This is a genomic window from Streptomyces ficellus, from assembly GCF_030406405.1.
Classification (GTDB): domain Bacteria; phylum Actinomycetota; class Actinomycetes; order Streptomycetales; family Streptomycetaceae; genus Streptomyces; species Streptomyces ficellus_B.
In genome coordinates, this window is record NZ_JAUEPL010000008.1 from 36,563 (window position 1) to 58,828 (window position 22,266).

A 22,266-nucleotide genomic window follows, 5' to 3' on the forward strand; every position below is an offset into this window, starting at 1 on the left:
ACCCTGCCCCTTCCCCAACCGGGCACTCCGCCCCCGGGCCCCGCGCCGCGCCCACGCTCCCGCGCCTGGCATGGGTGGGCATCGCGACCATGCTCCCCCCACTCCATCCCTCCCCGCACCCGCACCCCCGCCCGCACCCCGCCCACGCGCGCCTACGCGTGCGCGTGCGCGAAGACACACGTGCGCGGGGACACAAACGGGGAGGCAACAGGGTGCCCTTCGGGGTGGCTCGGTCGCGCGGGGCGCGAGGGGTGGATGAGGTGGTCGTCACCGTTGCTGGAGGTTGACAGGCCGAAGCGCTGAGTGGCGGCGTGAGCCTCTTGGAGCCCCTTCCCGGATATGGGGAGTCGGTCGGCTCCGGTTCAGGGCGGCACATGCGGACTCAGGTACCGGCAAACCCCCATTAGTGTCAGAGCTACCGGTAGACTGGTAGGTAATCCCGCCCACTGCGGAACATGTCGAGCGACGCAGCCGCTCCCGGATGCCCGGAGAGACGGCTTGTGCTGTGCCAGAAAGGGCGCTTCGTGGCCGATTCCGGCAACCCCAACGAGAACACTCTGTCCACTGCCGCCGGCGAGAACGGCGAGGTCACCTCGTCGTATGACGCCAGCGCGATCACCGTCCTCGAGGGTCTGGACGCGGTCCGCAAGCGGCCCGGCATGTACATCGGCTCCACCGGTGAGCGTGGCCTTCACCACTTGGTGTACGAGGTCGTCGACAACTCCGTCGACGAGGCCCTGGCCGGGCACGCGGACACCATCGACGTCACCATCCTCGCGGACGGCGGCGTCAAGGTCGTGGACAACGGGCGAGGTATCCCCGTTGACATGCACCCCGTCGAGAAGAAGCCCGCCGTCGAGGTCGTCCTGACCGTCCTGCACGCCGGCGGCAAGTTCGGCGGCGGCGGTTACGCCGTCTCCGGCGGTCTGCACGGCGTCGGCGTGTCCGTGGTGAACGCGCTGTCCTCCCGGGTCTCCGTCGAGATCAAGCGCGACGGCTACCGCTGGACCCAGGACTACAAACTCGGCGTGCCCACCGCCCCGCTCGCCAGGCACGAGCGGGTCGAGGACTCGGGTACGTCGGTGACGTTCTGGGCCGACCCGGACATCTTCGAGACGACCGACTACTCCTTCGAGACGCTCTCGCGCCGCTTCCAGGAGATGGCCTTCCTCAACAAGGGCCTGCGCATCTCCCTGACCGACGAGCGCGAGTCCGCCAAGGCGACCATGAACGCCGACGACCCCGACGCCGCGGAGACGGCGAGGGAGGCGCCGGCCAGGACCGTCTCGTACCACTACGAAGGCGGCATCGTCGACTTCGTGAAGTACCTGAACTCGCGCAAGGGCGAGCTCATCCACCCCACCGTCATCTCGGTCGAGGCCGAGGACAAGGAGCGGATGCTCTCGGTCGAGATCGCGATGCAGTGGAACTCCCAGTACACCGAGGGTGTCTACTCCTTCGCGAACACCATCCACACGCACGAGGGTGGTACGCACGAGGAGGGCTTCCGCGCCGCGCTGACCGGTCTCGTCAACCGCTACGCGCGCGACAAGAAGCTGCTGCGCGAGAAGGACGACAACCTCACCGGTGAGGACGTCCGCGAGGGTCTGACGGCGATCATCTCGGTCAAGCTCGGTGAGCCGCAGTTCGAGGGCCAGACCAAGACGAAGCTGGGCAACACCGAGGCGAAGACCTTCGTGCAGAAGGTCGTCCATGAGCACCTGAACGACTGGTTCGACCGCAACCCCAACGAGGCGGCGGACATCATCCGCAAGGCCATCCAGGCCGCCACCGCCCGCGTCGCCGCCCGCAAGGCGCGCGACCTGACCCGCCGCAAGGGTCTGCTGGAGAGTGCCTCGCTGCCGGGCAAGCTGTCCGACTGCCAGTCGAACGACCCGACCAAGTGCGAGATCTTCATCGTCGAGGGTGACTCCGCGGGCGGCTCGGCGAAGTCCGGCCGTAACCCGGAGTACCAGGCCATCCTGCCCATCCGCGGCAAGATCCTGAACGTCGAGAAGGCCCGGATCGACAAGATCCTTCAGAACACCGAGGTCCAGGCGCTGATCTCGGCCTTCGGCACCGGTGTGCACGAGGACTTCGACATCGAGAAGCTCCGCTATCACAAGATCATCCTGATGGCGGACGCCGACGTCGACGGTCAGCACATCAACACCCTGCTGCTGACCTTCCTCTTCCGCTTCATGCGGCCGCTGGTGGAGGCGGGGCACGTTTACCTCTCCCGCCCGCCGCTGTACAAGATCAAGTGGGGCCGGGACGACTTCGAGTACGCGTACTCGGACCGCGAGCGCGACGCGCTCGTCGAGCTCGGCAAGCAGAACGGCAAGCGCATCCGCGAGGACTCCATCCAGCGCTTCAAGGGTCTGGGCGAGATGAACGCCGAGGAACTGCGCATCACCACCATGGACCAGGACCACCGGGTGCTCGGCCAGGTCACGCTGGACGACGCGGCCCAGGCCGACGACCTGTTCTCGGTGCTGATGGGTGAGGACGTGGAGGCGCGGCGCTCGTTCATCCAGCGCAACGCCAAGGACGTCCGCTTCCTCGACATCTGAGTCGGTCTCAGCTGACCGTACGAAAGGACTGAAGACCAGCAATGGCCGACGAGAACACCCCCGTGGTGATGCCCGAAGAGGAGCCCGCCGTTCCCGGCGTGGGCCTGCGTGTCGAGCCTGTCGGGCTCGAGACCGAGATGCAGCGCTCGTACCTGGACTACGCGATGTCCGTCATCGTGTCGCGAGCCCTGCCCGACGTGCGGGACGGCCTCAAGCCCGTCCACCGCCGCGTGCTGTACGCGATGTACGACGGGGGCTACCGGCCCGAGAAGGGCTTCTACAAGTGCGCCCGCGTCGTCGGTGACGTCATGGGTACGTACCACCCGCACGGCGACACCTCGATCTACGACGCCCTGGTCCGCCTGGCCCAGCCGTGGTCGATGCGTATGCCGCTCGTGGACTCCAACGGCAACTTCGGTTCCCCGGGCAACGACCCGGCCGCCGCCATGCGGTACACCGAGTGCAAGATGATGCCGCTGGCCATGGAGATGCTCCGGGACATCGACGAGGAGACCGTCGACTTCCAGGACAACTACGACGGCCGTAACCAGGAGCCCACCGTCCTGCCGGCGCGCTTCCCCAACCTGCTGGTGAACGGCTCGGCCGGCATCGCGGTCGGTATGGCGACCAACATCCCGCCGCACAACCTGCGCGAGGTCGCCGCCGGTGCCCAGTGGGCGCTGGAGCACCCCGAGGCCACGCACGAGGAGCTGCTCGACGCGCTCATCGAGCGGATCAAGGGCCCGGACTTCCCGTCCGGCGCGCTGGTCGTCGGCCGCAAGGGCATCGAGGAGGCGTACCGCACGGGGCGCGGCTCCATCACGATGCGCGCGGTCGTCGAGGTCGAGGAGATCCAGAACCGCCAGTGCCTGGTGGTCACCGAGCTGCCCTACCAGGTCAACCCGGACAACCTCGCGCAGAAGATCGCCGACCTCGTCAAGGACGGCAAGATCGGCGGCATCGCGGACGTCCGCGACGAGACCAGCTCCCGTACCGGCCAGCGGCTCGTCATCGTGCTGAAGCGGGACGCGGTCGCCAAGGTCGTCCTCAACAACCTCTACAAGCACACCGACCTCCAGACGAACTTCGGCGCCAACATGCTGGCGCTCGTCGACGGCGTGCCGCGCACGCTCTCGCTGGACGCGTTCATCCGTCACTGGGTGACGCACCAGATCGAGGTCATCGTCCGCCGTACGCGCTTCCGCCTGCGCAAGGCGGAGGAGCGGGCACACATCCTGCGCGGTCTGCTCAAGGCGCTGGACGCGATCGACGAGGTCATCGCGCTGATCCGGCGCAGCGACACGGTCGAGGTGGCGCGCGAGGGCCTGATGGGCCTGCTGGAGATCGACGAGATCCAGGCCAACGCCATCCTTGAGATGCAGCTGCGCCGGCTCGCCGCCCTGGAGCGCCAGAAGATCGTCGCCGAGCACGACGAGCTCCAGGCGAAGATCAACGAGTACAACCAGATCCTGGCGTCGGAATCCCGCCAGCGCCAGATCGTCAGCGAGGAGCTGGCCGCGCTCGTCGAGAAGTACGGCGACGACCGCCGCTCCAAGCTGGTGCCCTTCGACGGCGACATGTCCATGGAGGACCTGATCGCCGAGGAGGACATCGTCGTCACGATCACGCGTGGCGGCTATGTGAAGCGTACGAAGACGGACGACTACCGCTCGCAGAAGCGCGGCGGCAAGGGCGTGCGGGGCACGAAGCTGAAGGAAGACGACATCGTCGACCACTTCTTCGTCTCCACCACGCACCACTGGCTGCTGTTCTTCACCAACAAGGGCCGGGTCTACCGCGCCAAGGCGTACGAACTGCCGGACGCCGGCCGCGACGCGCGCGGCCAGCACGTCGCCAACCTGCTGGCCTTCCAGCCGGACGAGCAGATCGCCGAGATCCTCGCCATCCGCGACTACGAGGCGGCGCCCTACCTGGTGCTCGCCACCAAGGGCGGTCTGGTGAAGAAGACCGCGCTGAAGGACTACGACTCGCCGCGCTCCGGTGGTGTCATCGCGATCAACCTCCGGGAGACTCCGGACGGCAGCGACGACGAGCTGATCGGCGCCGAGCTGGTGTCGGCCGACGACGACCTGCTGCTCATCAGCAGGAAGGCGCAGTCGATCCGGTTCACCGCGACGGACGAGGCACTGCGTCCGATGGGGCGTGCCACGTCCGGCGTCAAGGGGATGAGTTTCCGGGAAGGCGACGAGCTGCTCTCGATGAATGTGGTCCGGCCCGGTACGTTCGTCTTCACCGCGACGGACGGCGGGTACGCGAAGCGCACCCGTGTCGACGAGTACCGCGTCCAGGGTCGTGGCGGCCTCGGCATCAAGGCTGCCAAGATCGTGGAGGACCGCGGCTCGCTCGTCGGCGCGCTGGTGGTGGAGGAGAACGACGAGATCCTCGCCATCACGCTGTCCGGTGGTGTGATTCGTACGCGAGTCAACGAAGTCAGGGAGACGGGCCGTGACACCATGGGCGTCCAACTGATCAACCTGGGCAAGCGCGATGCCGTCGTCGGTATCGCTCGCAACGCCGAGGCCGGTCGCGAGGCCGAGGCGGTCGAAGGGGCCGACGAGCTCGAAGCGACCGACGAGGTAGCAGCGACCGGGACGGACACGGTCGAAGCGACCGAAGGTACCGAACGGACCGAGGCCGCCGCAGCGAGCGGCGCCGCGGCCGAGGCAGTCGAGGGCACGGAGCCCTCGGCCGGGGAGCACGAGGAGTAGAGCGTGAGTGGAGCCACGGGCGCCGGATCGGCCGCTTCTGGAACGAGCGGCGCCCGTGGCCCTGCCACGGACTCCCAGGGGGACACGGTGACCACCTACGACGACGGGCCGCTGCCCGACGAACGGCCCGCGGCCGGGAAGCAGACGGCGCAGCCCTACCACCCGCCGCAGGCGTACGCCGCTCAGGGCGGCGGCGGCAGCGCCACGGGGACGGTCCGCCGGCCCCGTACGGGCGCGAAGACGACGCCGCGTACGCGCAAGGCACGGCTGCGGGTGGCGAAGGCCGATCCGTGGTCGGTGATGAAGGTCAGCTTCCTGCTCTCCATCGCGCTGGGCATCTGCACGGTGGTGGCGGCGGCGGTGCTGTGGATGGTCATGGACGCGATGGGCGTCTTCTCGACCGTCGGCGGAACGATCAGCGAGGCCACCGGCTCCAACGAGAGCAACGGCTTCGATCTGCAGTCGTTCCTGTCGCTGCCGCGCGTGCTGATCTTCACGTCGGTGATCGCGGTCATCGACGTGGTGCTCGCCACGGCCCTGGCGACCCTGGGTGCCTTCATCTACAACCTGTCGGCCGGCTTCGTGGGCGGTGTCGAGCTCACGCTGGCCGAGGACGAGTAGGACCCATAGGGGCCCCGGCCCCGGCGATTTGGGTACTCGCCGCTCCGTGCGCTAATCTTCAGAGGTCAGCGCGCAGCGCGGAGGGGCTATAGCTCAGTTGGTTAGAGCGCATCCCTGATAAGGATGAGGCCACAGGTTCAAATCCTGTTAGCCCCACAGTGACGATCGGCCCGGACGGAGATTATCCGCCCGGGCCGATCGCTTTGCGCCGATGCCTTTGGGCCGATGCCTTTGCGCCGATGCTTTGTGCGGATGGCTTTGTGCCGGTGTCTTCGTACGGGGGGCCATACGGCGAGGACTCCTACCGGAGTCCTACGGAGTCCTACGGCGAGTCGGCCGGCGAGTCGGCCGGCCGGGACGTAGGTCACCGATCGGTATCGGTCGGTGTGTATAGTCGGGCGCCAAGAAGGTCTCCTACGTCAAGGAAAGACGAGGTCGCGCGGTGAAGAAGCTTCTCCTGGTCGCACTGGCCGCCATCGGCGGGCTCCTCGTGTACCGCCAGATCCAGGCGGACCGCGCCGAGCAGGATCTGTGGACGGAGGCGACCGACTCCGTGCCCGCAGGTTCCGGTGTCTGAGACGCAAGCACGTCTGCCTACGGACCCCGGTCGCTGAAACGCGGCCGGGGTTCTCTGCTGCCCGCTGCCTTTTCCGCCTTTCTCCCGGCTCGATTTTCTCCAGGCGCTTCTTTCTGTTGCCGGACCGTGACAGTGAGTCCCTTGAGTTCACGTACGCAAATCGCTAGCTTGCGAGGGCAAAATTGACTGGTCTCGGTCAGGGGGAATGCGCGTGAAGAGGCGGTGCGGCAAGGGAGGACGGATCGGCCGGATGGTGGCGCCGGCGGTGGTGACGGCGCTGTGCGCGGTGGCGACACTGCCGGGCGGGGCGTCGGCGGACGAGGCGACCGGTGCCGGGGCGGGCGGGGCAACCGGTGGCGGGTCGGGCGGGGCGTACGCCTTCGCCGACGGCATCAAGCCGATCACCGGGGCGGCGACCACCAGCGACGCACCACGGCTGGACGCGGGCGCGGTGTACCGGGACGCGATCACGGGCGGCGCCAAGCGCATCTACCGCCTCGACCTGGACGCGAAGACCAACGCGTATGTCTCGGCCGTCGCCGTGCCCGAGGCGGACAGCACGGTGGACAGGTCCGACAGTCTGAAGGTGTCCCTCCAGGACCGGAACGGCTTCAACTGCAGCGCCAACGACGCGCGTTTCGGCTCTGCCGATTTCGCCCGCCCGGTGGCTGCCTATGCGCACCGGACGATGAACAGGGACAGCTCCTTCTGCCAGGACGCCGGTCCGTACTACGTCGTCGTCGAGCGCGACAGCAAGGCCACCTCCTCCCCCGAGGCTTGGGACCTGGAGATCCGCCACGAGCTGGAGCCCAAGCTCAAGACCGAGGGCCCGACCGCGGCCCCCGAGGAGTGGGCCAGTGCCTCGCCTCCCGCGCCGGCCGGCGGACCACGGGAGCGGGCCGGCGGCACCAGCTTCTTCGACGCGACCGGCCTCACCGAGGGCGAGTGGACGGACCGGATCGAGCCCGGTCGGTCGCGCTTCTACCGGGTTCCGGTCAACTGGGGGCAGCAGCTCTTCGCCAGCGCCGACCTGGGCAGCTCGTCCGGCAACGGCTTCGTGGGCAGCGCGCTCGCCGTCACGCTGTTCAACCCCGTGCAGGGGGTGGTGAGCAGCAGCGACTCGGTCTCCTACGACGGGAAGCAGAAGTCCGCCGCACTGGAACCGCTGCCACCGGTGAAGTACGAGAACCGTTTCGACTCCGGCTCCAAGTTCGTGAACACGCGGTTCGCGGGCTGGTACTACCTGCGGGTCAGCCTGAACCCGGAGGTCGGGGAGGAGTTCGGGCGCAAGCCGTACGGTCTGACGCTGCGGATCAACGTGGAGGGCACCCCGGCGGCGGCCCCGGCCTACGACGGTCAGGCCGGCATCTTCGCCGTCACGGAGGCGGACCAGGAGGCGGCGGCGAACGGGCAGAGCGGTCCCGAGGCGGCGAAGAGCGGCACGATGCGGTTGGTCGCCGCTGCCGGGATCGGCGCAGGTTCGGTACTGGTGCTCGGACTGGTGGCGTGGACCCTGCTGGCGCGTCGGAGCGCGGCGAGGGCGGCTTCGGCGACGGGTGCGGGTGCGGGTGCGGGCACGGGTGCCGCTGCCGCGACGGAGACGGGGCCGACGCGGTACGGACCGCCCGCCGCCTGGTGACGGCGGGCGGGCATCGGGGCGCGGTCAGGCCTGGGTGAGCGCCCAGATCCCGACCGCGAAACACAGCAGGGCCACGATCAGCACCGGGACCGTCACCTTGGGAGGCGGTCCCGGCAGCTTCCGCGCGGGCACGTGGCCCAGGGCTTGCGCAGGAACGTGCGGGGCGTGGGCGGTGTAGTGCCGGGTCGAGGCAGCGGGATCGTGTTGCACCCCGGCGGTCGGCGCCGCGTGCGCGGGTACGGAAGCGGGTACGGAAGCGGCGGCGGGGGGCTGCGCCGGGTGGGGCAGGGGCGCCGGGTGCGGCAGGGGCGGGGCGAGGTGGAAGCCGCCCGTCTCCGGTGGGGCCGGCGGCGCAGGCGGCTGCCGGTCGGGTACGGAAGGCGGAGCGGGCAGCGGGGTGGGCGGCGCGGCGGGCGGCGTCAGCGGACCCTCGGGACCGAAACCGGCCGGGAGCGGCCCGATCTGGTCGAAGACCTCCACCGGCTCCTCGCCCTCCGGCGCGGCCGGCAGCAATTCCACCGCCGACGTCAGCGCCTTGCGCGCGCCCGTGGCCGTACGGAACCGGGCCCCCGGATCCGGCTGGAGCAAACCCGCGAGCACCTGCCACAGCGGCTCGGGGACGCCCTCGGGGGCCCCCGGCGTGCCGTACGTCGCGAAGTGCTCGATCAGCGCCTGTGCGTCGGGTTTCTGACCGCGCAGCAGATACAGCGCGACCAGGCCGACCGCGAACAGGTCGGCCGGGAAGTCGGGCTCCGCGCCCATCATCTGCTCGGGCGCGAAGTAACCGGGCGTACCCACCACATAGTTGGTCTCGGTCAGCCGGGGCTCGCCCTTGCGCATGGAGATGCCGAAGTCGGACAGCCGCAGGTGCGGCCGCCCGGTCCCGGTCGCCTCCAGCAGGATGTTGGCCGGCTTGATGTCGCGGTGCACCACCCCCTCCGCGTGCACCGCGGCGAGTCCGGACAGCAACTGGTCGAGCAGGGCGCAGACGAACCGGGGAGGCAGCGGGCCGTAGTCACCGATGACATGGGCCAGCGACCCGCCGCTCACCAGATCCATGGTGAACAGCACCTTGTCGTCGTCCGCCGCCCAGCTGGCCGGGGCCAGGACATGCGGGTGGTCGATCCTCAGGGCCTGCTCGCGTACGAAGCGCAGCAAGGTGTGCGCGTCGCTCTGCTGGAGGACCTTGGCCGCGACATAGCGCCGGCGGCGGTTGTCCCAGGCACGCCAGACGGCGCCGACGCCGCCCCGTCCGATCGGGTCGACCAGCACGTACCGGCCGGCGAAGACCTCACCCATTGCGCTGCGCCCGCTCCCCGTTCCCTGCCACGGCGTCCTGCCGCGGTCAGCTCTGATGCGACTCGTAGTGGGCGACCGCGTCCGCGGTGCGCCCGGCGCCGTACACCCGGAGGAACTCTGCCAGTTCCGGGTGGGTGGGGGCGAGGGTGTCGGCGGCGTCGATGATGTCACCGGCGGCCGCGACCGAGCGGAGCAGCGACTGGATCTCGCGGACCACGCGGCGTACGGTCGGCGCGCCCGAGCTGGCGGTCGTCTGGCTGGTGCTGGTGAGCACCGAGCCGCCCTGGGACTTCTTGATCTCGTCCATCCGGTCGGTGGCCTCGGCGGCGCTCACACTGCCGTCGGCGACCTGCCCGGCCAGCTCCTGCAGGGCCTGGACGCGCTGGACCACGGCCGGGTTGCCGATCTTGGCGCGCTGGCCGCTCATCAGCTGGGAAAGCATCGGAGCCGACAGCCCGAGCACCGCCGCGAGCCGGGCCTGGTTCAGGCCCAGATCGTCGATGAGCCTACGAAAGAGCGCCCCCAGCGGCTCCCCGTACCAACTGCGCTGAAGCTCTCTGGCTCTCGCGGTCGCTTCCTGCTGCGCTGCATCCATTGCGTCTCCCCATCGCTTCGGTTCGCTGCTGCGAACCTCGCCCAGCATCTTACGGAGCGTGGTCGTCGACCGGGAGCCCCAAACCTTTTGCGGGGCACCCCCCGGCACCCGGTACTCTGGTCTGCGACACCCGCCGCTCGGCGGCAGTCCCGGGGCCTTAGCTCAGTTGGTAGAGCGCTGTCTTTGCATGGCAGATGTCAGGGGTTCGACTCCCCTAGGCTCCACATCGCAGACCCCTCTGACCTGCAAAAATGCAGGCAGGGGGTCTTTTTGTCCCGATTTTCTGTGTTGATACGTCAACGCGATGGTGTTGACGAGAGGCGGTCAGAGGCCCGAGATTCCCGGGTACCTCGGGGTTTGCTGCCAGGCATCGCTCTCCCGTGGCTCTCCTAGGCTCAGACGGGATGGTGGCTCGGAAGCAGGGGGCGGCCTGAGGCTTCGCTGAGGCTCGGCGAATACTTCACCGAGCGGCAGGACGCGCTGTACTCGGCAGTGACGGCCAAGGCCCACAGCCCGGTGCGGGCCCTATCCGTGCACGAAGATGCCGCCTGTCTGGGGCGCTGCGGAGCGCAGCATCCAGGCAAAGGTCCGGGAGCACTCCCGGGCCAGCCGGTGGTCGCCGAGTAAGAGGACGATGGAGGGCTGCCAACCGTTTTGCACGGCCAAGTAAGCGATGAGAACACGGTGACCCGGCCGTCGATTGCCTCGGGCAGGGCGACGGCCATCACCAGGCCGGCTGGCATGGCCGCGATCAGCACCAGCCGCATGCCGTGCGTGTCAGGTCGAAGAAGTTCGTGAACGAGACGGTGGAGACCCAGGCCCACGGTGGCCCGATGGTGATTTTGATCGAGCCCAGGCAGGACGAAGAGGTCGTGGGTTCAAGCTCGACACGGGTCGGCGGCTCTGCGCATGGGCCGTGACTGACCGGCTGGGGCGCCCGGCGGGTCACTGACCCGCGCGTGTCGACGGCAAGCGACGGGCGGTCGCCGCCCCGAACGCCGAGCTGAGCGTGCCGGGCGCGAATAGCAGTAGGCGCCATAAGGCTGTGCCCGAACGGAAGGCCAGCGGGCACCCGGTGTGCCGTGGCCGGACGGTGCAACCCGGGCCGTGGCTAAGCCGTTTGTCTACTCCTGCTCTCCCCCTTTCGTAGGATGTGGTGTACGTGAAGTGATGGAAGGATGCCGGTACAGAGCAGAGGAACGAGGACCACACGGGGGAGAGGCCATGGGGAGCCCGGTTCACGACAGTTCCACCGCATGTATCCAGGAGGCACCGGAAGCCGCTGCGGGGTCCCGGCTCCCCGAGCCTCCTGTGGAAAAGGTCCCCGTCCGAGCACTCCGGACGGCCGATTCGCCACGACTGACGCGCATCAGCGAGGAGCACGTACGTCTCCTCGCGGAGACCGGTACCGCGTTACCGCCCATCGTCGTGCACCGTGCCACCATGCGCGTCATCGACGGGACGCACCGGGTGCACGCCGCGCTGCTGCGCGGGGACGAGGAGATCGGCGTCCGGTTCTTCGACGGGGACGCGAGGGACGCGTTCGTCTTCGCCGTCCGGTCGAACATCACCCACGGGCTGCCGCTCCGGATCGCCGAGCGCACCTCGGCCGCCCGGCGCATCATCGGCACTCATCCGCACTGGTCGGACCGGGCCATCGCGGAGGCCGTCGGACTGACCGCCAAGACCGTCGCCGGGGTGCGCAGGAGTTCGACCGAGGAGGGTCCGCAGTCGAACAGCCGAGTGGGCAAGGACGGCCGGGTCCGGCCGCTGGACGGCGCCGCGGGCAGGCTGCACGCCCACAAGCTGCTCCTCCGCAACCCCGAAATGCCGCTACGGCTGATTGCGCAGGAGGCCGGCATCTCCATCTCCACCGTCTGGGACGTCCGCGCGCGGATCAAGCGCGGGGAGGACCCGGTGCCCCCGCGGCAGCGGAAGATGATGGCGGCCGCGGCCGAGGAGCGGCCACAACGCGCCGGGTCCGCCCGGGCCGGCAGCCGTGAAGAGGACGCCGGCCGCGGCGCGGGCACCGTTGCGCGGCAGGAGGCTCACGCGTCGGAGTCCGTCGTCTCCGAGACGCTGGAGCGGCTGCGCAAGGACCCGTCGCTGCGGTTCAGCGCCGCGGGCCGGGACTTCCTGCGCTGGGTGGAGTCCCGGGTCATCTCCCCGCAGGAATGGAGCCAGTTCATCGACAGACTTCCGCCGCACCAGGCCAACTTAATAGTGGAGATAGCCAGGAAGAACGCCGGTCTGTGGCGGGATTTCGCCGAGCAGCTCCGGGCGAGGCAGGCCCTGGTGGAGAGCGCGGCCGAGGTCGACTGAGCACCCGCTTCGTGAGCACCCGCCCGGCGCCCGCGCCGGTCACGGTGTGCGGGAACGGCCGCCCGGCCGCGCTGTGTCAGGCACGGGCGTCCGGCACGGGCGCGGTGAGCGCCGGGAACCGGGGCAACCGGGCGTCGGGGCGGGCCAGGTAGAGCCGGGTCTGCTCCGCGCTGCACACGACGGCCCCGTCCTCCTTCTCGATGCTGATCGACAGCACCAGTTCCAGGAAGCCGCGCGGCCTGGTACGCGCGCCGACTATGCCCACCCCGGCCCGCAGCCTGCACCCGACCTCGGCCGGGGCGCGGAACCGTACCCGGTCGAGCCGCTGGTTCAGGCCCGAGGCGGACCAGTCGAGGTCCAGCAGGCTGTCCGTCAGGTAGGTCACGAGGGACAGGACCAGGAACCCGTGGGCCACCGGTGTGCCGTACGGCCCGTCGGCCGCCCGGCCGGGGTCCACATGGATGTCCTGCCAGTCGCGGGTGACATCGGCGAACGCGTTGACGTCCGGCTGGGTGATCTCGAACCAGTCGCTGTGGCCGCAGTGCTGCCCGGCCCGCTCCTGATACCACTCGGCTATTTCCTGCAGTGTGACCACGTCGGCCCCCGGGGGAATTGGATTCGGAAACGGATGGAGAAACAGGCGGATGAGAAGTGGATGGTGGAGAAGCAGGAGATGGGCAAGTAGGCGGATGAAGTATTAGTCGGAGGAAGTGCCTCGGGTTTATTCCCAGGCATTTGTTCGCCTATAGTCGCTGGCGCGGCAACAGTCTTCGCGGTGCCGCGATTCAGGTCAAGAGCGGGAAGGAAAGGATGCGAGATGAGTTCAGGTTTCAAAGCCGTGGTCGCCGGAGTAATCACCTTCATCATCGGCTTGGTGCTCTGGAGGTTCACCGGCGATGTCGAAACGCCGGTCGTCACGCTGACCAAGCTGGGCGTCGTATTAATGGCACTCGGGGGGCTGGAGGTCGTGTACGGCCTCTACAAGTCCGTCGTCGGCAGCAAGTAGCGAGCGGTCCGGCTCCCGGTCGTCATGACGACGTTCCGGGGGCCGGGCCGATTTTTGCGGCCGGTTCCGCGGAGGGCCGTGGCACGGTCGCCGCCGGAGCCGGCCGCTGCTGTGCCAGGGCGCGGAGTTGCCTGAGCAGCCGGCGCCCCACCTCGTCGTTCTGCCGGAAGAACGGTGAATTCGTCCCCGGCACCGAGAAGGAGCCCAGACTGCCTCCGGTGGCGAAGGCCCCGAGCGCGTACCGCCGCGGATGCGGCCGTCCCGAGCGGTCGGGAACGCGGTAGTCGCCGTCCTGGGCCACAAGCCGGAGCACGTTCTGCGCGTACGCCACGCCGCGCGTCTGCGCCTGGCCTCCCGCGACCATCGCGCTGAGCAGCAGGTCGCCTCCCCCGAGCACATCCGGCGCGGCCAGCCGCGCTTCGACGAAGTGCCGGGCACGGCGCTCCACGGCGAGGGAGCCGGACGACGCGACGAAGACGCCCGCCGACTCGTCCGTGCGGACCCGGGTGCCGGCGCCGAGGAAGCGGACCGTCCCGGCCCGGAACAGGGCGAGGAGCTGTTCCAGCCGGAACGGCGGCGGCCCCGACGAGAAGAAGCTGTTGAACTCCGATATCCGCTCGATCGCCGCCGTGGCCTTCGGATCGAGCTCGCCGCCGTACGAGACCAGCAGCTCGGCCAGCTGATTGCCCGCCGTGAACAGGGACCGCGCGCCGCCCGCCCACGCACTGTGCCCGGGCAGCGTCACCCGATCGACGGTGGCCCGTACGTAAGGGAGCATCCACGCCCCCAGTTCGCGCTCCGAGGCGAAGCGCAGGCCGGCCAGGGGCCGCTGGAGCACCTCCAGGTCCAGGCGGTCGGCCGGCGCCACGGACTCCTCGACCAGCGCGTGCAGCGCGGCGCTGTCCCAGTCGAGCTTCTCGTAGGACCTCGCGAACTCCGGCCAGGACCTCGCGGTCCGCTCCGGGTGCGCGGTGAACAGCTCCTGGTAGTAGCCCCAGCCGAACTCCTTGGCCGTCAGGGACCACAGGTCCGCGGCGGCGCCGGCCGCCCTGAAGGCCTCGACCGTGGCGAAGCGGGGCGGCCCGGGGTCGGCACCGAGCAGTGCGAGACCTTGTTTGGGCAGGTGGGGGACGCCTCGGCGGGAGCCGACCCACAGGACGGGCTCGGCACCCGAAGGCCGGTAGGCCAGCTCGCCGCCGGTCTGCCGTACGAACCTGCCGCCCCGCTCCTCGGTCAGCAGGGACATCAGGTCGACGAAGGCCAGACCGAAGCCGGACACCAGGACGTCGGCCCCCGGCGGGAGACCGGAGAGGTCGATGTCCGCCGTGCAGGAAGGCGGCAGGTACGTCCCGCGGTGCCGTCCCGCGAAGGCCGCGCGGGCCCGCTGTTCCGGGTCCGGGCTGCCGTCGATGTTCCCCTGGGCGAGCACCACGACGTCCGCGACGACCGCGCTTCCGTCGGAGAGCGCGAGGCGTTGGCGACCGTCGGCGCTCTCCGTCAGGGCGACGGCCGCGGCGCGGTGGTCGTGCACCGCCACGCCCTCGTGGAGGGCCGCGAGGGCTCTGCGGAAACACCACCGCAGGTACTCGCCGGCGAACCGGCGGCTGGGGAAGGAGTCCGGTGTGAGGGACCGCGCCTCGGCGGCGAGATCCGGTGCGGAGATCTCCCGCCCGCCGTACCCGGCGGCCCAGTCGGCGAGCGTCGGCCCCGGCGTGATCGGCCCCGCGCACTCGATGCTTTCGTCGGTGAACATGGTGACGTCTGCGGCCCGGGAGTTCATCAGCATGTGTGCCGCCTGATCGGGCCGCCACACCCGGCCGCCACCGGGCGGAAAGGGATCGACTACATCGATCCGCAGCGCTCCGCGGGGCCACACCTCGGCGAAATTGGCGGCGATGCGCTCCAGGACGCCGGTCGTTCTGGGGCCCGCGCCCACGAATGCCAGCGATACCGGTGCTAATGCGTGTCCATTTCCCGTCATGGCGCGGAGGTTACTGCGCTGCGGACCGGACGGACAAAGGGAACCGGCGACAGTGGCGCGGTTCGCCGACTGCACAGAAGGCGTTCGACTTCCACCCTGTTCGACTTCTGCCGCGCGTTCGACCTGTGCGCGTATTCGACTTCTCCGGCGCGCCTTGACGAAAAAGTTGAGCCGATCTAGTTTTTCACTCGTCTCGCCGGAAGAAATCACCGGAGGGCCGGGTGAATGAGTGAGCAGCAGGATGCGGTGGCCGCGGCCGGTGGTCCCTCGTCTTTCCGATCTGTTTTTTCGGCGTGCTTCGGGTTCATTTTGGGGGGAGAGAAAAGGTGCAGGGGAGATTCATCAGTCTGCGCCCGCCGGAGGCGGACGATTTTGAACTGATCGTGCGGTGGCTGGCACCCGACTCACCGGGTTCCGCACTCACCGGTGACGCACGTGAAATGGCGAGTCCCGAAGAAATCCGGGCCGCCCACCACTCCGGCAGCGTCACTTTCCGGATGATCGACGACACCTCCGGCGAGCCGCTCGGTTTCGTCAACTGGCGGCAGCGCGGAAGCCACCAGTCGTACGAGATAGCCATCATCGTCGGCGACGCCGACCGCTGGAAGAGCGCCTACGGCGGCGAGGCGATCGTCCGGCTGATCGACCTCCTCTTCATGACCTACGACGCCCGGCGCGTCCAGCTGACCACCGGCGCCTTCAACGTCCACACCATTCCCCCGCTCATCCGGGGAAACTTCGTCCTCGAAGGAATCCTGCGCAACTTCTACTACCTGGACGGGCGTTACCACGACGCGACCGTGTGGTCGATGCTGCGCTCCGAGTACGAGGCCGAGCTGAAGAAGACGGAACACCTGGCCGGCATGAAGTACCTGCCGACCGTTCCCGAGACGGACAAGGCCCGCGCGCACCACATGCTCTGGGACTACATCGCCCAGGGCGGCCGGACGTCGATGGACGTCGACGACCTGCTGACGGACGTCGCACCGGCACCTCTGGAGACCGTGAAGTCCGTGACAACCGCTGAGGGAGGCGACGATGCGTGAGGCGGGAGAGCTCTTCTCGGTGGCGGACCCCGAGTACTTCGAACCTCCGGAGCGCTGGCGCCCGGCGGACGACGAGGACTTCGCGGCGCTGGTTCCCGAGCGGGGGAACTGGATCAGAAAGCACCATGGGCCCTGGTGCCACCTGCGATGTACCGGCGCACAGCTGCCGGAGCAGGGCTGGAAGATCCACGTGTCCGCACGTGCGGAGAACGCCGTCGCCGTGCTGGAAACCGTCTCGGCGTACTGCTTCGAGCACGGGATCAGCTTCAAGTTCCTGTCCCGTAGGTCCACTTTGCAGGCGTACAACCTGAAGTTCGCCCCGCGCACCGTGAGCGGCAAGTTCCTCGCGCTCTACCCCGACGAGGACGCGCTCCTCCCGGCCCTCGACGCGCTGCACGGACTGCTGGCGGGTCAGGACGGCCCCTACATCCTCAGCGACCGCCGACTGCACGACGACAGCCCGGTGTACGTGCGCTACGGCGCCTTCACCAGCCGGTACACCTACACCCCGGACGGCAGACGCGTACTCGCGATGGCCGGTCCCGAAGGTGAGCCGGTCCCCGATCCGCGGTCGGTACCTTTCCGACTGCCGTCCTGGGTCTCGCCCCCCGTCGAGATTCAGAACGCTCTGCGCACACCCGAGTCGAGCGAGCCGTTTCCGTTCGCGGTGGAGCGTGCGTTGCAGTTCTCCAACGGAGGCGGCGTCTACGCCGCCCGGGAGAACGAAACAGGGCGCGAGGTCGTTCTCAAGGAGGCCAGGCAGCACGCCGGCGCCGACCGGACCGGCCTCGACGCCGTCGACCGGGCACGCTACGAGGCCGAGATGCTCACCCGGCTCTCCGACGTGGCCGCCGTACCGGAGCTCCTAGGCTCCTTCCGGTACTGGGAGCACCACTACCTCGCGCTGGAGAAGGCCGAGGGGATGAACCTGCAGAGCTGGGTGGCCACCCATCACCCGTTCATCGGGCACGCCCCGACGGCCGACGCCGTCGCCGCCTACCGCGAGCAGGCGCAGCAGATGCTGGAGCGGGTCGCCGCTGCGATCGGCGAGGTCCACTCGCACGGGCTGGCCCACCGCGACCTGCACCCCGGGAACATCCTGGTGGCCGACGACCTCACGGTGCGGCTGCTGGACTTCGAGATGGCGACCGGCCTCGACGACGAGACGACGCCGCCGCTGGCCTACCCGGGCTTCGCGCCGAAGACCGGCACGGCCCGGTCCCGCGACCGGTACGCGCTAGCCGTGCTGCGGCTGTGGCTGTACATGCCGCTGGCGCCGGTGTACGTACTGGACGCGGGCAAGGCCGTACGGCACGCCGCGGCCGCGGTTGACTGGTTCGGCCTGCCGGCGGACCACTTCGACGCGACGCTGCGGACCATGGGACTGCCCGGTGCGGCGGACGCGACCGCACCCGGTGAGCACGGCGCCCGTGACGGAGCGGGCGACACCGCCGGGGCCGGCCGGTCCATCGCCGGGGACGACCCGCAAGGCCCGGACGCGCTCCTCGCGTCCCTGGCCGCCTCGCTCGCCGCGACGGCAGACCCCGCCAGGACCGACCGGCTCTTCCCCGGCGACCCCGACCAATACCTGAACACCGCCGGCCCCGCGAGCCTGGCGCACGGCGCGGCCGGCGTCCTGTGGGCGCTGCAGCAGGCGGGGAATGAGCCTTCGGCCGCGCACGAGCAGTGGCTGCGGACCTTCCCCCGGTCCAGGGACGCGGCTCTCGCGTCACCGGGACTGTGGGACGGAGCGACCGGCGTCGCCTGGTACTGGGCGCTGCGCGGCGACCACGAGGCCGCCCGGGAGCAACTCGCTCCGCTGCGGCGCGACCTGGACCGCACGACCGACCCCTCGCTGTTCTCCGGACTCGCCGGGATGGGGCTGGCCGCGCTCGCGCTCGGCCCGCTGCTGGGCGACGAGGAGACCGGTGCGCTGGCGCTGCGCGCCGCGGAGCGCCTCCGCGACGAGCTCTTCCCGAGTCCGCACACCGAGGCGCTGCCCGCGGGCCTGCTGCGCGGCTGGAGCGGGGCGGCGGTGTTCCTCGCCCGGATGTACGAGGCCACCGCGGACCCCGGCTGGCTCGACCTCGCCCGTGCGGCGGTCGGCCGGGACCTGGCACGGTGCACCGCCGACGACCGCGGCACCCTCCAGGTGGTGGACGGTAAGCGGCGCCTGCCGTACCTCGCCACCGGCGGCCTAGGGGTAGCGCTCGGCGCGGACGCGGTGCTGCGGCATCGGGACGACGCCGGCCTGCTCGCCGAGGTTCCCCGGCTGGTGGCCGGGGCCCGGGTGCGGCTGATGGCCGACGTCGGGGTCTTCTCCGGCCGGTCCGGCGCGCTGCTGGCCATGGTCGCTCTGGAGCGCCATCTGGACGCCGCGGACGAGGCGATCTCCCAGCACCTGGACGCGCTGCCGCTGCACCTGGTGCAACGCGACACGGGACCCCGCGTGCCGGGCAGCGGCGGGGTGCGGTTCTCCGCGGACCTTGCCACCGGCGCCGCAGGGCTGGTCCTCGCCCTGACCGCGGTCCGCGACCGCGGCCTCAAAAGCTTGCCGTTCCTGGGGATCGAGCCTCTCTGAGGCCCGGTCGAGCCTTGCTGGGGCTCGCGGGACACGGCACCTGATCCACCGGCCGGATCCACCGGCCCGACACCTGGAAGGGAGGTACGAACATGTCGATCATCGAGCTGCAGGGCCTGGAGGCCCCGGCGGAGTCCGCCGAGGCGCTTGGCAGCACCATCAGCAACTCCTGCTGAATGCTGCCTTCCCGTCCGCGCGTCACCCGGAGACGGGTGCGCGAGCCGGCCGTGGCGTCCATCGCCGCCACCTGATACGCCCGAAGGGAGGTACGAACATGTCGATCATCGAGCTGCAGGGCCTGGAGGCCCCGGCGGAGTCCGCCGAGGCGCTTGGCAGCACCATCAGCAACAGCTGCTGAACGCGGCGTTGTTGAGGTGCCACCGCGGACCCACGAGGTCCGCGACGAGGGGCGCGGCGCGAGCTGTGCGCCGCGCCCCTCTCCCGTTCCTCCCGGACACCGCCGGGCACGGACATCGCCAGACACGGGCACCGCACGACACGAATACCGTAAGACTGAGGACAACGGGGAGATCTGATGCCCTCCGTACCGGGGGAAACACCATCTGTCGTCGCGCGACGGGCTGCAATCAGCCAACTCGCGCTCGGCCACGGAATCAAGATCATGCGGCGTGCCCTGCACGATCGCGGGGTCCGGGCCGGGGACCGGGTCGTCCTCAGTGGCGACAACACCATCGAGTTCCACGCGGCCGTACTGAGTCTGATCGCCTCGGACGTGTCGCTTGTCGTCCTCGACAGGGCGCAGCTCCGCCGCCCCGGCGGCCTGGCCGGCCTGCGGGCCGGGCACACCGTGCTCCAGGGAGACCTGGTCAAGGAGGTGCCGGGGGCGATCGCGCTGCGCGACCTGTGGGACCACGGCCCCGGAACCGTCACCTCCGCCGAGGCGGGCGGCGCTGCAGAACTCCCCGACTTCCGGACCGCTGCCTGGCGCCGGCGCGAAGATGGCCTGATTCTGCTGTCCTCCGGGACGACCGGGGCGCCGCGCGCCGTCGTCAAGTCCGGCGGGTCCTTCATCGACAACTGCGTACGCACCGCGGAACGCGTCCAGTACACGCCGGACGACGTCCTGCTGCCGCTGCTGCCGATGACCCATCAGTACGGCCTGTCCGTGGCACTGCTCAGCTGGATCGCCGGCACCGGGCTGCTCGTGGTGCCGCCCGAGCACCTGTCGGAGGCGCTGCGGCTGGGCAAACGCCACCGGGCCACCGTCGTCGACGCGCCCCCGCGCACCTACCGGGCGATACTGGGCCTCGCCGCCCGCAACCCCGCGCTGCTTGACGACCTGTCCGCGGTACGGATGTGGTGCGTGGGCGGCGGTCCCCTCGAAGGGCGGCTCGCCGAGAGCTTCCACCGGGCCAGCGGCCGTCAGCTGCTCGACGGGTACGGGTCGACCGAGCTGGGCAACGTGGCGCACGCCTGGCCGGACAGGCCCGAGGTGGTCGAGGCCCTGCCGGGCGTCGAGGTGCGCGTCGTCGACGCGGCGGGAGCACCTGTGCTCCCGGGCAAGGTCGGCGAGCTGCTGGTGCGCACTCCCGACCAGTACGTGGGCGGCTTGGACGCCGAGGGCCGGACCGTGTTCGCGGAGCGGGGCTGGCAGCACACCGAGGACATAGCCTCGGTCGGCGCCGACGGGAACCTGACCGTGCTGGGCCGCCGGTCCGCCCTGTCCCGGGGCGGGTTCACTGTCTATCCGGCCGAGGTGCAGCGCCGGCTCACCGACGAGGGCGTGACCAACGTCTGCGCGGTGGTCGACGACGCGGAGCGAGGCCAGCGGCTGGTCACCGTCGTCGCGGACCCCGGCCGCAACACGCACGCGCACTGGCGGCGGGAGATCAGCGCGCACCTGGCCGCGTACGAGACGCCCGACCACGTCTTCGTCGTGGACGAGCTGCCGCTGAACGGTTTCGGCAAGGTGGACGTCGGCCGGGTCCAGAACTTCGCGGAGGCGGCCACCGCGCAGCGGCTGAGCGCCCCGCGCCTGCTAGGGGAGCCCTTCAGGTCCGACCGGCGGCTGACCGACACCCTTGCGGCGCTGGCCAGGACCGCGGACTACGTACACGCCGAGAAGGAACGTTTCGTCAAGGTACTTGGCGAAATCACCGACCGGCAGGCCGCCGAGATCGAGATCGACGGATTTGTCGCCACCCTGCGTGGCGCGGCCGCCGAGTACGCGCTGCACCGGCCGCCGAGGGTGCCCGCCTCCTGGGTCTTCATGCCGTCCAACGTGGTGCTCTACTCGTACGCCCTGTACCTGCTGGTGCCCGCGCTCTTCACCGAGCGGATCAGCTTCCGCCCCTCGTCGCGGTGCGCGGACGTGACGCTGCGGCTGCACGAGATGCTGGCCCCCGTCCACGGCCTGGACGTCACCGCGTTCACCGGCACCCAGGGCGAGTACGCCGACGCCATCCGCGGCAACGCCGGCACGGTCGTCTTCACCGGCCGGTACGAGAACGCCGAGGAACTGCGGGTCAGCCTGGGCGACGAGCAGCTCTTCCTCTTCTTCGGCCAGGGCGTCAACCCGTTCATCATCACCGGCAAGGCGGACGTGGAGAAGGCGGCCGCAGACGGAGCCAGGGTGCGGATGCTCAACTCCGGACAGGACTGCCTGGCCCCGGACCTCTACTTCGTGCAGCGCGCGGTGGCCGAGGAGTTCCGCGAGGCGCTGTCCCGCCGCGTCGGGGCGCTGAGGTTCGGCGAGATCGGCGACAGCGGCACCGACTACGGCAGCATCCACGACCCGAACGTGCTGCAGCAGGTCACCCGCTACCTGATCGCCAACCGGCGCCGCATCCACCGCGGTGGCGTCGTCGACGTCACCCGGTCTCACCTCCTGCCGACCGTGCTGGTCTGGGAGGCGGACGAACCCTTGGACGTGGCCGAGCAGTTCGCACCCGTCTTCAACCTCGTCGTGTACGACGACGAGGCCACGCTGAAGCGGGTGCTGAACACCAAGCCCTTCCTGGAACGGGCGTTCGGGGCCTCGGTCTACGGTGCGGCCGGCGACCTGGTGGAGTTCCTGCGCGAACGGCACATGGTGAGCGTCGACTCGACGCTCATCGAGATCGACAACGGCAACAAACCGTTCGGCGGCAGCGGCGTCCGGGCCGGCTACGCGGCGCAGCACGGACGGCGCTTCCCACAGCCCCTGCTCATCTCCAAGGCGGTGGCCGAGTACGGGAACGGCCTGGGGGCCGGAGCCGGGCGGCTGACCACAGCGGCCCGTAAACAACGGAGCGCATCGGTGACCGGCGGCCGCCGTCGGTGAGAAAGGAAGCAGCA

14 protein-coding genes and 2 tRNA genes are annotated in these 22,266 nt (G+C 69.9%); 12 read left to right on the plus strand and 4 right to left on the minus strand.

Going from position 1 to position 22,266, the window contains the following annotated elements; genetic code table 11:
* Positions 1–500: 500 nt before the first annotated feature.
* The 6 genes from gyrB to QWM81_RS08435 all read left to right on the plus strand — a co-directional run bounded on the left by gyrB (position 501) and on the right by QWM81_RS08435 (position 8,139).
* Positions 501–2,573, plus strand: a complete 2,073-nt coding sequence (gene gyrB, locus QWM81_RS08410; protein WP_290111198.1) for a DNA topoisomerase (ATP-hydrolyzing) subunit B — start codon at positions 501–503, stop codon at positions 2,571–2,573.
* 41 nt (positions 2,574–2,614) lie between these two features.
* A complete protein-coding gene (gyrA, locus tag QWM81_RS08415) occupies positions 2,615–5,302 on the plus strand; it encodes a DNA gyrase subunit A (RefSeq protein WP_290111077.1) in 2,688 nt (895 codons plus the stop codon).
* Between the two features lie 3 nt (positions 5,303–5,305).
* Positions 5,306–5,923, plus strand: coding sequence for a DUF3566 domain-containing protein (locus tag QWM81_RS08420; protein WP_290111078.1), 618 nt, complete (start codon positions 5,306–5,308; stop codon positions 5,921–5,923).
* An 82-nt stretch (positions 5,924–6,005) separates the two neighbouring features.
* Positions 6,006–6,079: transfer RNA gene (locus QWM81_RS08425), tRNA-Ile, on the plus strand.
* A 286-nt stretch (positions 6,080–6,365) separates the two neighbouring features.
* Positions 6,366–6,500 carry a DLW-39 family protein gene (locus QWM81_RS08430; RefSeq protein WP_003958712.1) on the plus strand — a complete coding sequence of 45 codons (135 nt, stop codon included), beginning with the start codon at positions 6,366–6,368 and terminating at the stop codon, positions 6,498–6,500.
* Between the two features lie 205 nt (positions 6,501–6,705).
* Positions 6,706–8,139, plus strand: a complete 1,434-nt coding sequence (locus QWM81_RS08435) for a hypothetical protein (RefSeq protein WP_290111079.1) — start codon at positions 6,706–6,708, stop codon at positions 8,137–8,139.
* Between the two features lie 24 nt (positions 8,140–8,163).
* On the opposite strand, the gene QWM81_RS08440 is transcribed toward QWM81_RS08435, so the two are convergent.
* Both QWM81_RS08440 and QWM81_RS08445 read right to left on the minus strand, forming a co-directional pair.
* Complete coding sequence (locus QWM81_RS08440) at positions 8,164–9,438, minus strand: serine/threonine-protein kinase (RefSeq protein WP_290111080.1); 1,275 nt, start codon at positions 9,436–9,438, stop codon at positions 8,164–8,166.
* Between the two features lie 46 nt (positions 9,439–9,484).
* A complete protein-coding gene (locus QWM81_RS08445; RefSeq protein ID WP_290111081.1) occupies positions 9,485–10,033 on the minus strand; it encodes a helix-turn-helix domain-containing protein in 549 nt (182 codons plus the stop codon).
* A gap of 151 nt (positions 10,034–10,184) precedes the next feature.
* Between QWM81_RS08445 and QWM81_RS08450 the strand changes: the two genes are divergently transcribed.
* Both QWM81_RS08450 and QWM81_RS08455 read left to right on the plus strand, forming a co-directional pair.
* Positions 10,185–10,257: transfer RNA gene (locus QWM81_RS08450), tRNA-Ala, on the plus strand.
* Positions 10,258–11,476: 1,219 nt separating this feature from the next.
* A complete protein-coding gene (locus QWM81_RS08455) occupies positions 11,477–12,355 on the plus strand; it encodes a winged helix-turn-helix domain-containing protein (protein WP_493660865.1) in 879 nt (292 codons plus the stop codon).
* A gap of 76 nt (positions 12,356–12,431) precedes the next feature.
* Here QWM81_RS08455 and QWM81_RS08460 read toward each other — a convergent pair whose 3' ends face one another.
* Positions 12,432–12,950: a MaoC/PaaZ C-terminal domain-containing protein gene (locus QWM81_RS08460; protein WP_290111083.1), complete on the minus strand. Its 519-nt coding sequence runs from the start codon at positions 12,948–12,950 to the stop codon at positions 12,432–12,434.
* Positions 12,951–13,172: 222 nt separating this feature from the next.
* Here QWM81_RS08460 and QWM81_RS08465 point away from each other — a divergent pair, with 222 nt between their 5' ends.
* A complete protein-coding gene (locus QWM81_RS08465; protein WP_290111084.1) occupies positions 13,173–13,361 on the plus strand; it encodes a DUF5708 family protein in 189 nt (62 codons plus the stop codon).
* Positions 13,362–13,383: 22 nt separating this feature from the next.
* Here QWM81_RS08465 and QWM81_RS08470 read toward each other — a convergent pair whose 3' ends face one another.
* The gene (locus tag QWM81_RS08470) at positions 13,384–15,342 is read right to left on the minus strand and encodes an FAD/NAD(P)-binding protein (RefSeq protein WP_290111085.1); all 1,959 of its coding nucleotides are present in this window, start codon (positions 15,340–15,342) and stop codon (positions 13,384–13,386) included.
* A 326-nt stretch (positions 15,343–15,668) separates the two neighbouring features.
* Between QWM81_RS08470 and QWM81_RS08475 the strand changes: the two genes are divergently transcribed.
* The 3 genes from QWM81_RS08475 to QWM81_RS08485 all read left to right on the plus strand — a co-directional run bounded on the left by QWM81_RS08475 (position 15,669) and on the right by QWM81_RS08485 (position 22,252).
* Positions 15,669–16,388, plus strand: a complete 720-nt coding sequence (locus tag QWM81_RS08475) for a GNAT family N-acetyltransferase (protein WP_353938285.1) — start codon at positions 15,669–15,671, stop codon at positions 16,386–16,388.
* The gene (lanKC, locus tag QWM81_RS08480) at positions 16,381–18,969 is read left to right on the plus strand and encodes a class III lanthionine synthetase LanKC (protein WP_290111087.1); all 2,589 of its coding nucleotides are present in this window, start codon (positions 16,381–16,383) and stop codon (positions 18,967–18,969) included. The genes QWM81_RS08475 and lanKC overlap by 8 nt, the downstream gene beginning before the upstream one ends.
* 622 nt (positions 18,970–19,591) lie before the next feature.
* Complete coding sequence (locus QWM81_RS08485; RefSeq protein ID WP_290111088.1) at positions 19,592–22,252, plus strand: aldehyde dehydrogenase family protein; 2,661 nt, start codon at positions 19,592–19,594, stop codon at positions 22,250–22,252.
* Positions 22,253–22,266 lie beyond the last annotated feature (14 nt).

What these genes read in the sequence shown, in the direction of transcription:
- QWM81_RS08455 (WP_493660865.1), top strand. Translation starts at nt 11,477, where the DNA reads ATGCGCGTCATCGACGGGACGCACCGGGTGCACGCCGCGCTGCTGCGC.
- QWM81_RS08465 (WP_290111084.1), top strand. Translation starts at nt 13,173, where the DNA reads ATGAGTTCAGGTTTCAAAGCCGTGGTCGCCGGAGTAATCACCTTCATC.
- QWM81_RS08445 (WP_290111081.1), bottom strand. Translation starts at nt 10,033, where the DNA reads ATGGATGCAGCGCAGCAGGAAGCGACCGCGAGAGCCAGAGAGCTTCAG.
- QWM81_RS08485 (WP_290111088.1), top strand. Translation starts at nt 19,592, where the DNA reads ATGCGGCGTGCCCTGCACGATCGCGGGGTCCGGGCCGGGGACCGGGTC.
- QWM81_RS08440 (WP_290111080.1), bottom strand. Translation starts at nt 9,438, where the DNA reads ATGGGTGAGGTCTTCGCCGGCCGGTACGTGCTGGTCGACCCGATCGGA.
- QWM81_RS08470 (WP_290111085.1), bottom strand. Translation starts at nt 15,342, where the DNA reads ATGACGGGAAATGGACACGCATTAGCACCGGTATCGCTGGCATTCGTG.
- QWM81_RS08435 (WP_290111079.1), top strand. Translation starts at nt 6,706, where the DNA reads ATGCGCGTGAAGAGGCGGTGCGGCAAGGGAGGACGGATCGGCCGGATG.
- gyrA (WP_290111077.1), top strand. Translation starts at nt 2,615, where the DNA reads ATGGCCGACGAGAACACCCCCGTGGTGATGCCCGAAGAGGAGCCCGCC.
- lanKC (WP_290111087.1), top strand. Translation starts at nt 16,381, where the DNA reads ATGCGTGAGGCGGGAGAGCTCTTCTCGGTGGCGGACCCCGAGTACTTC.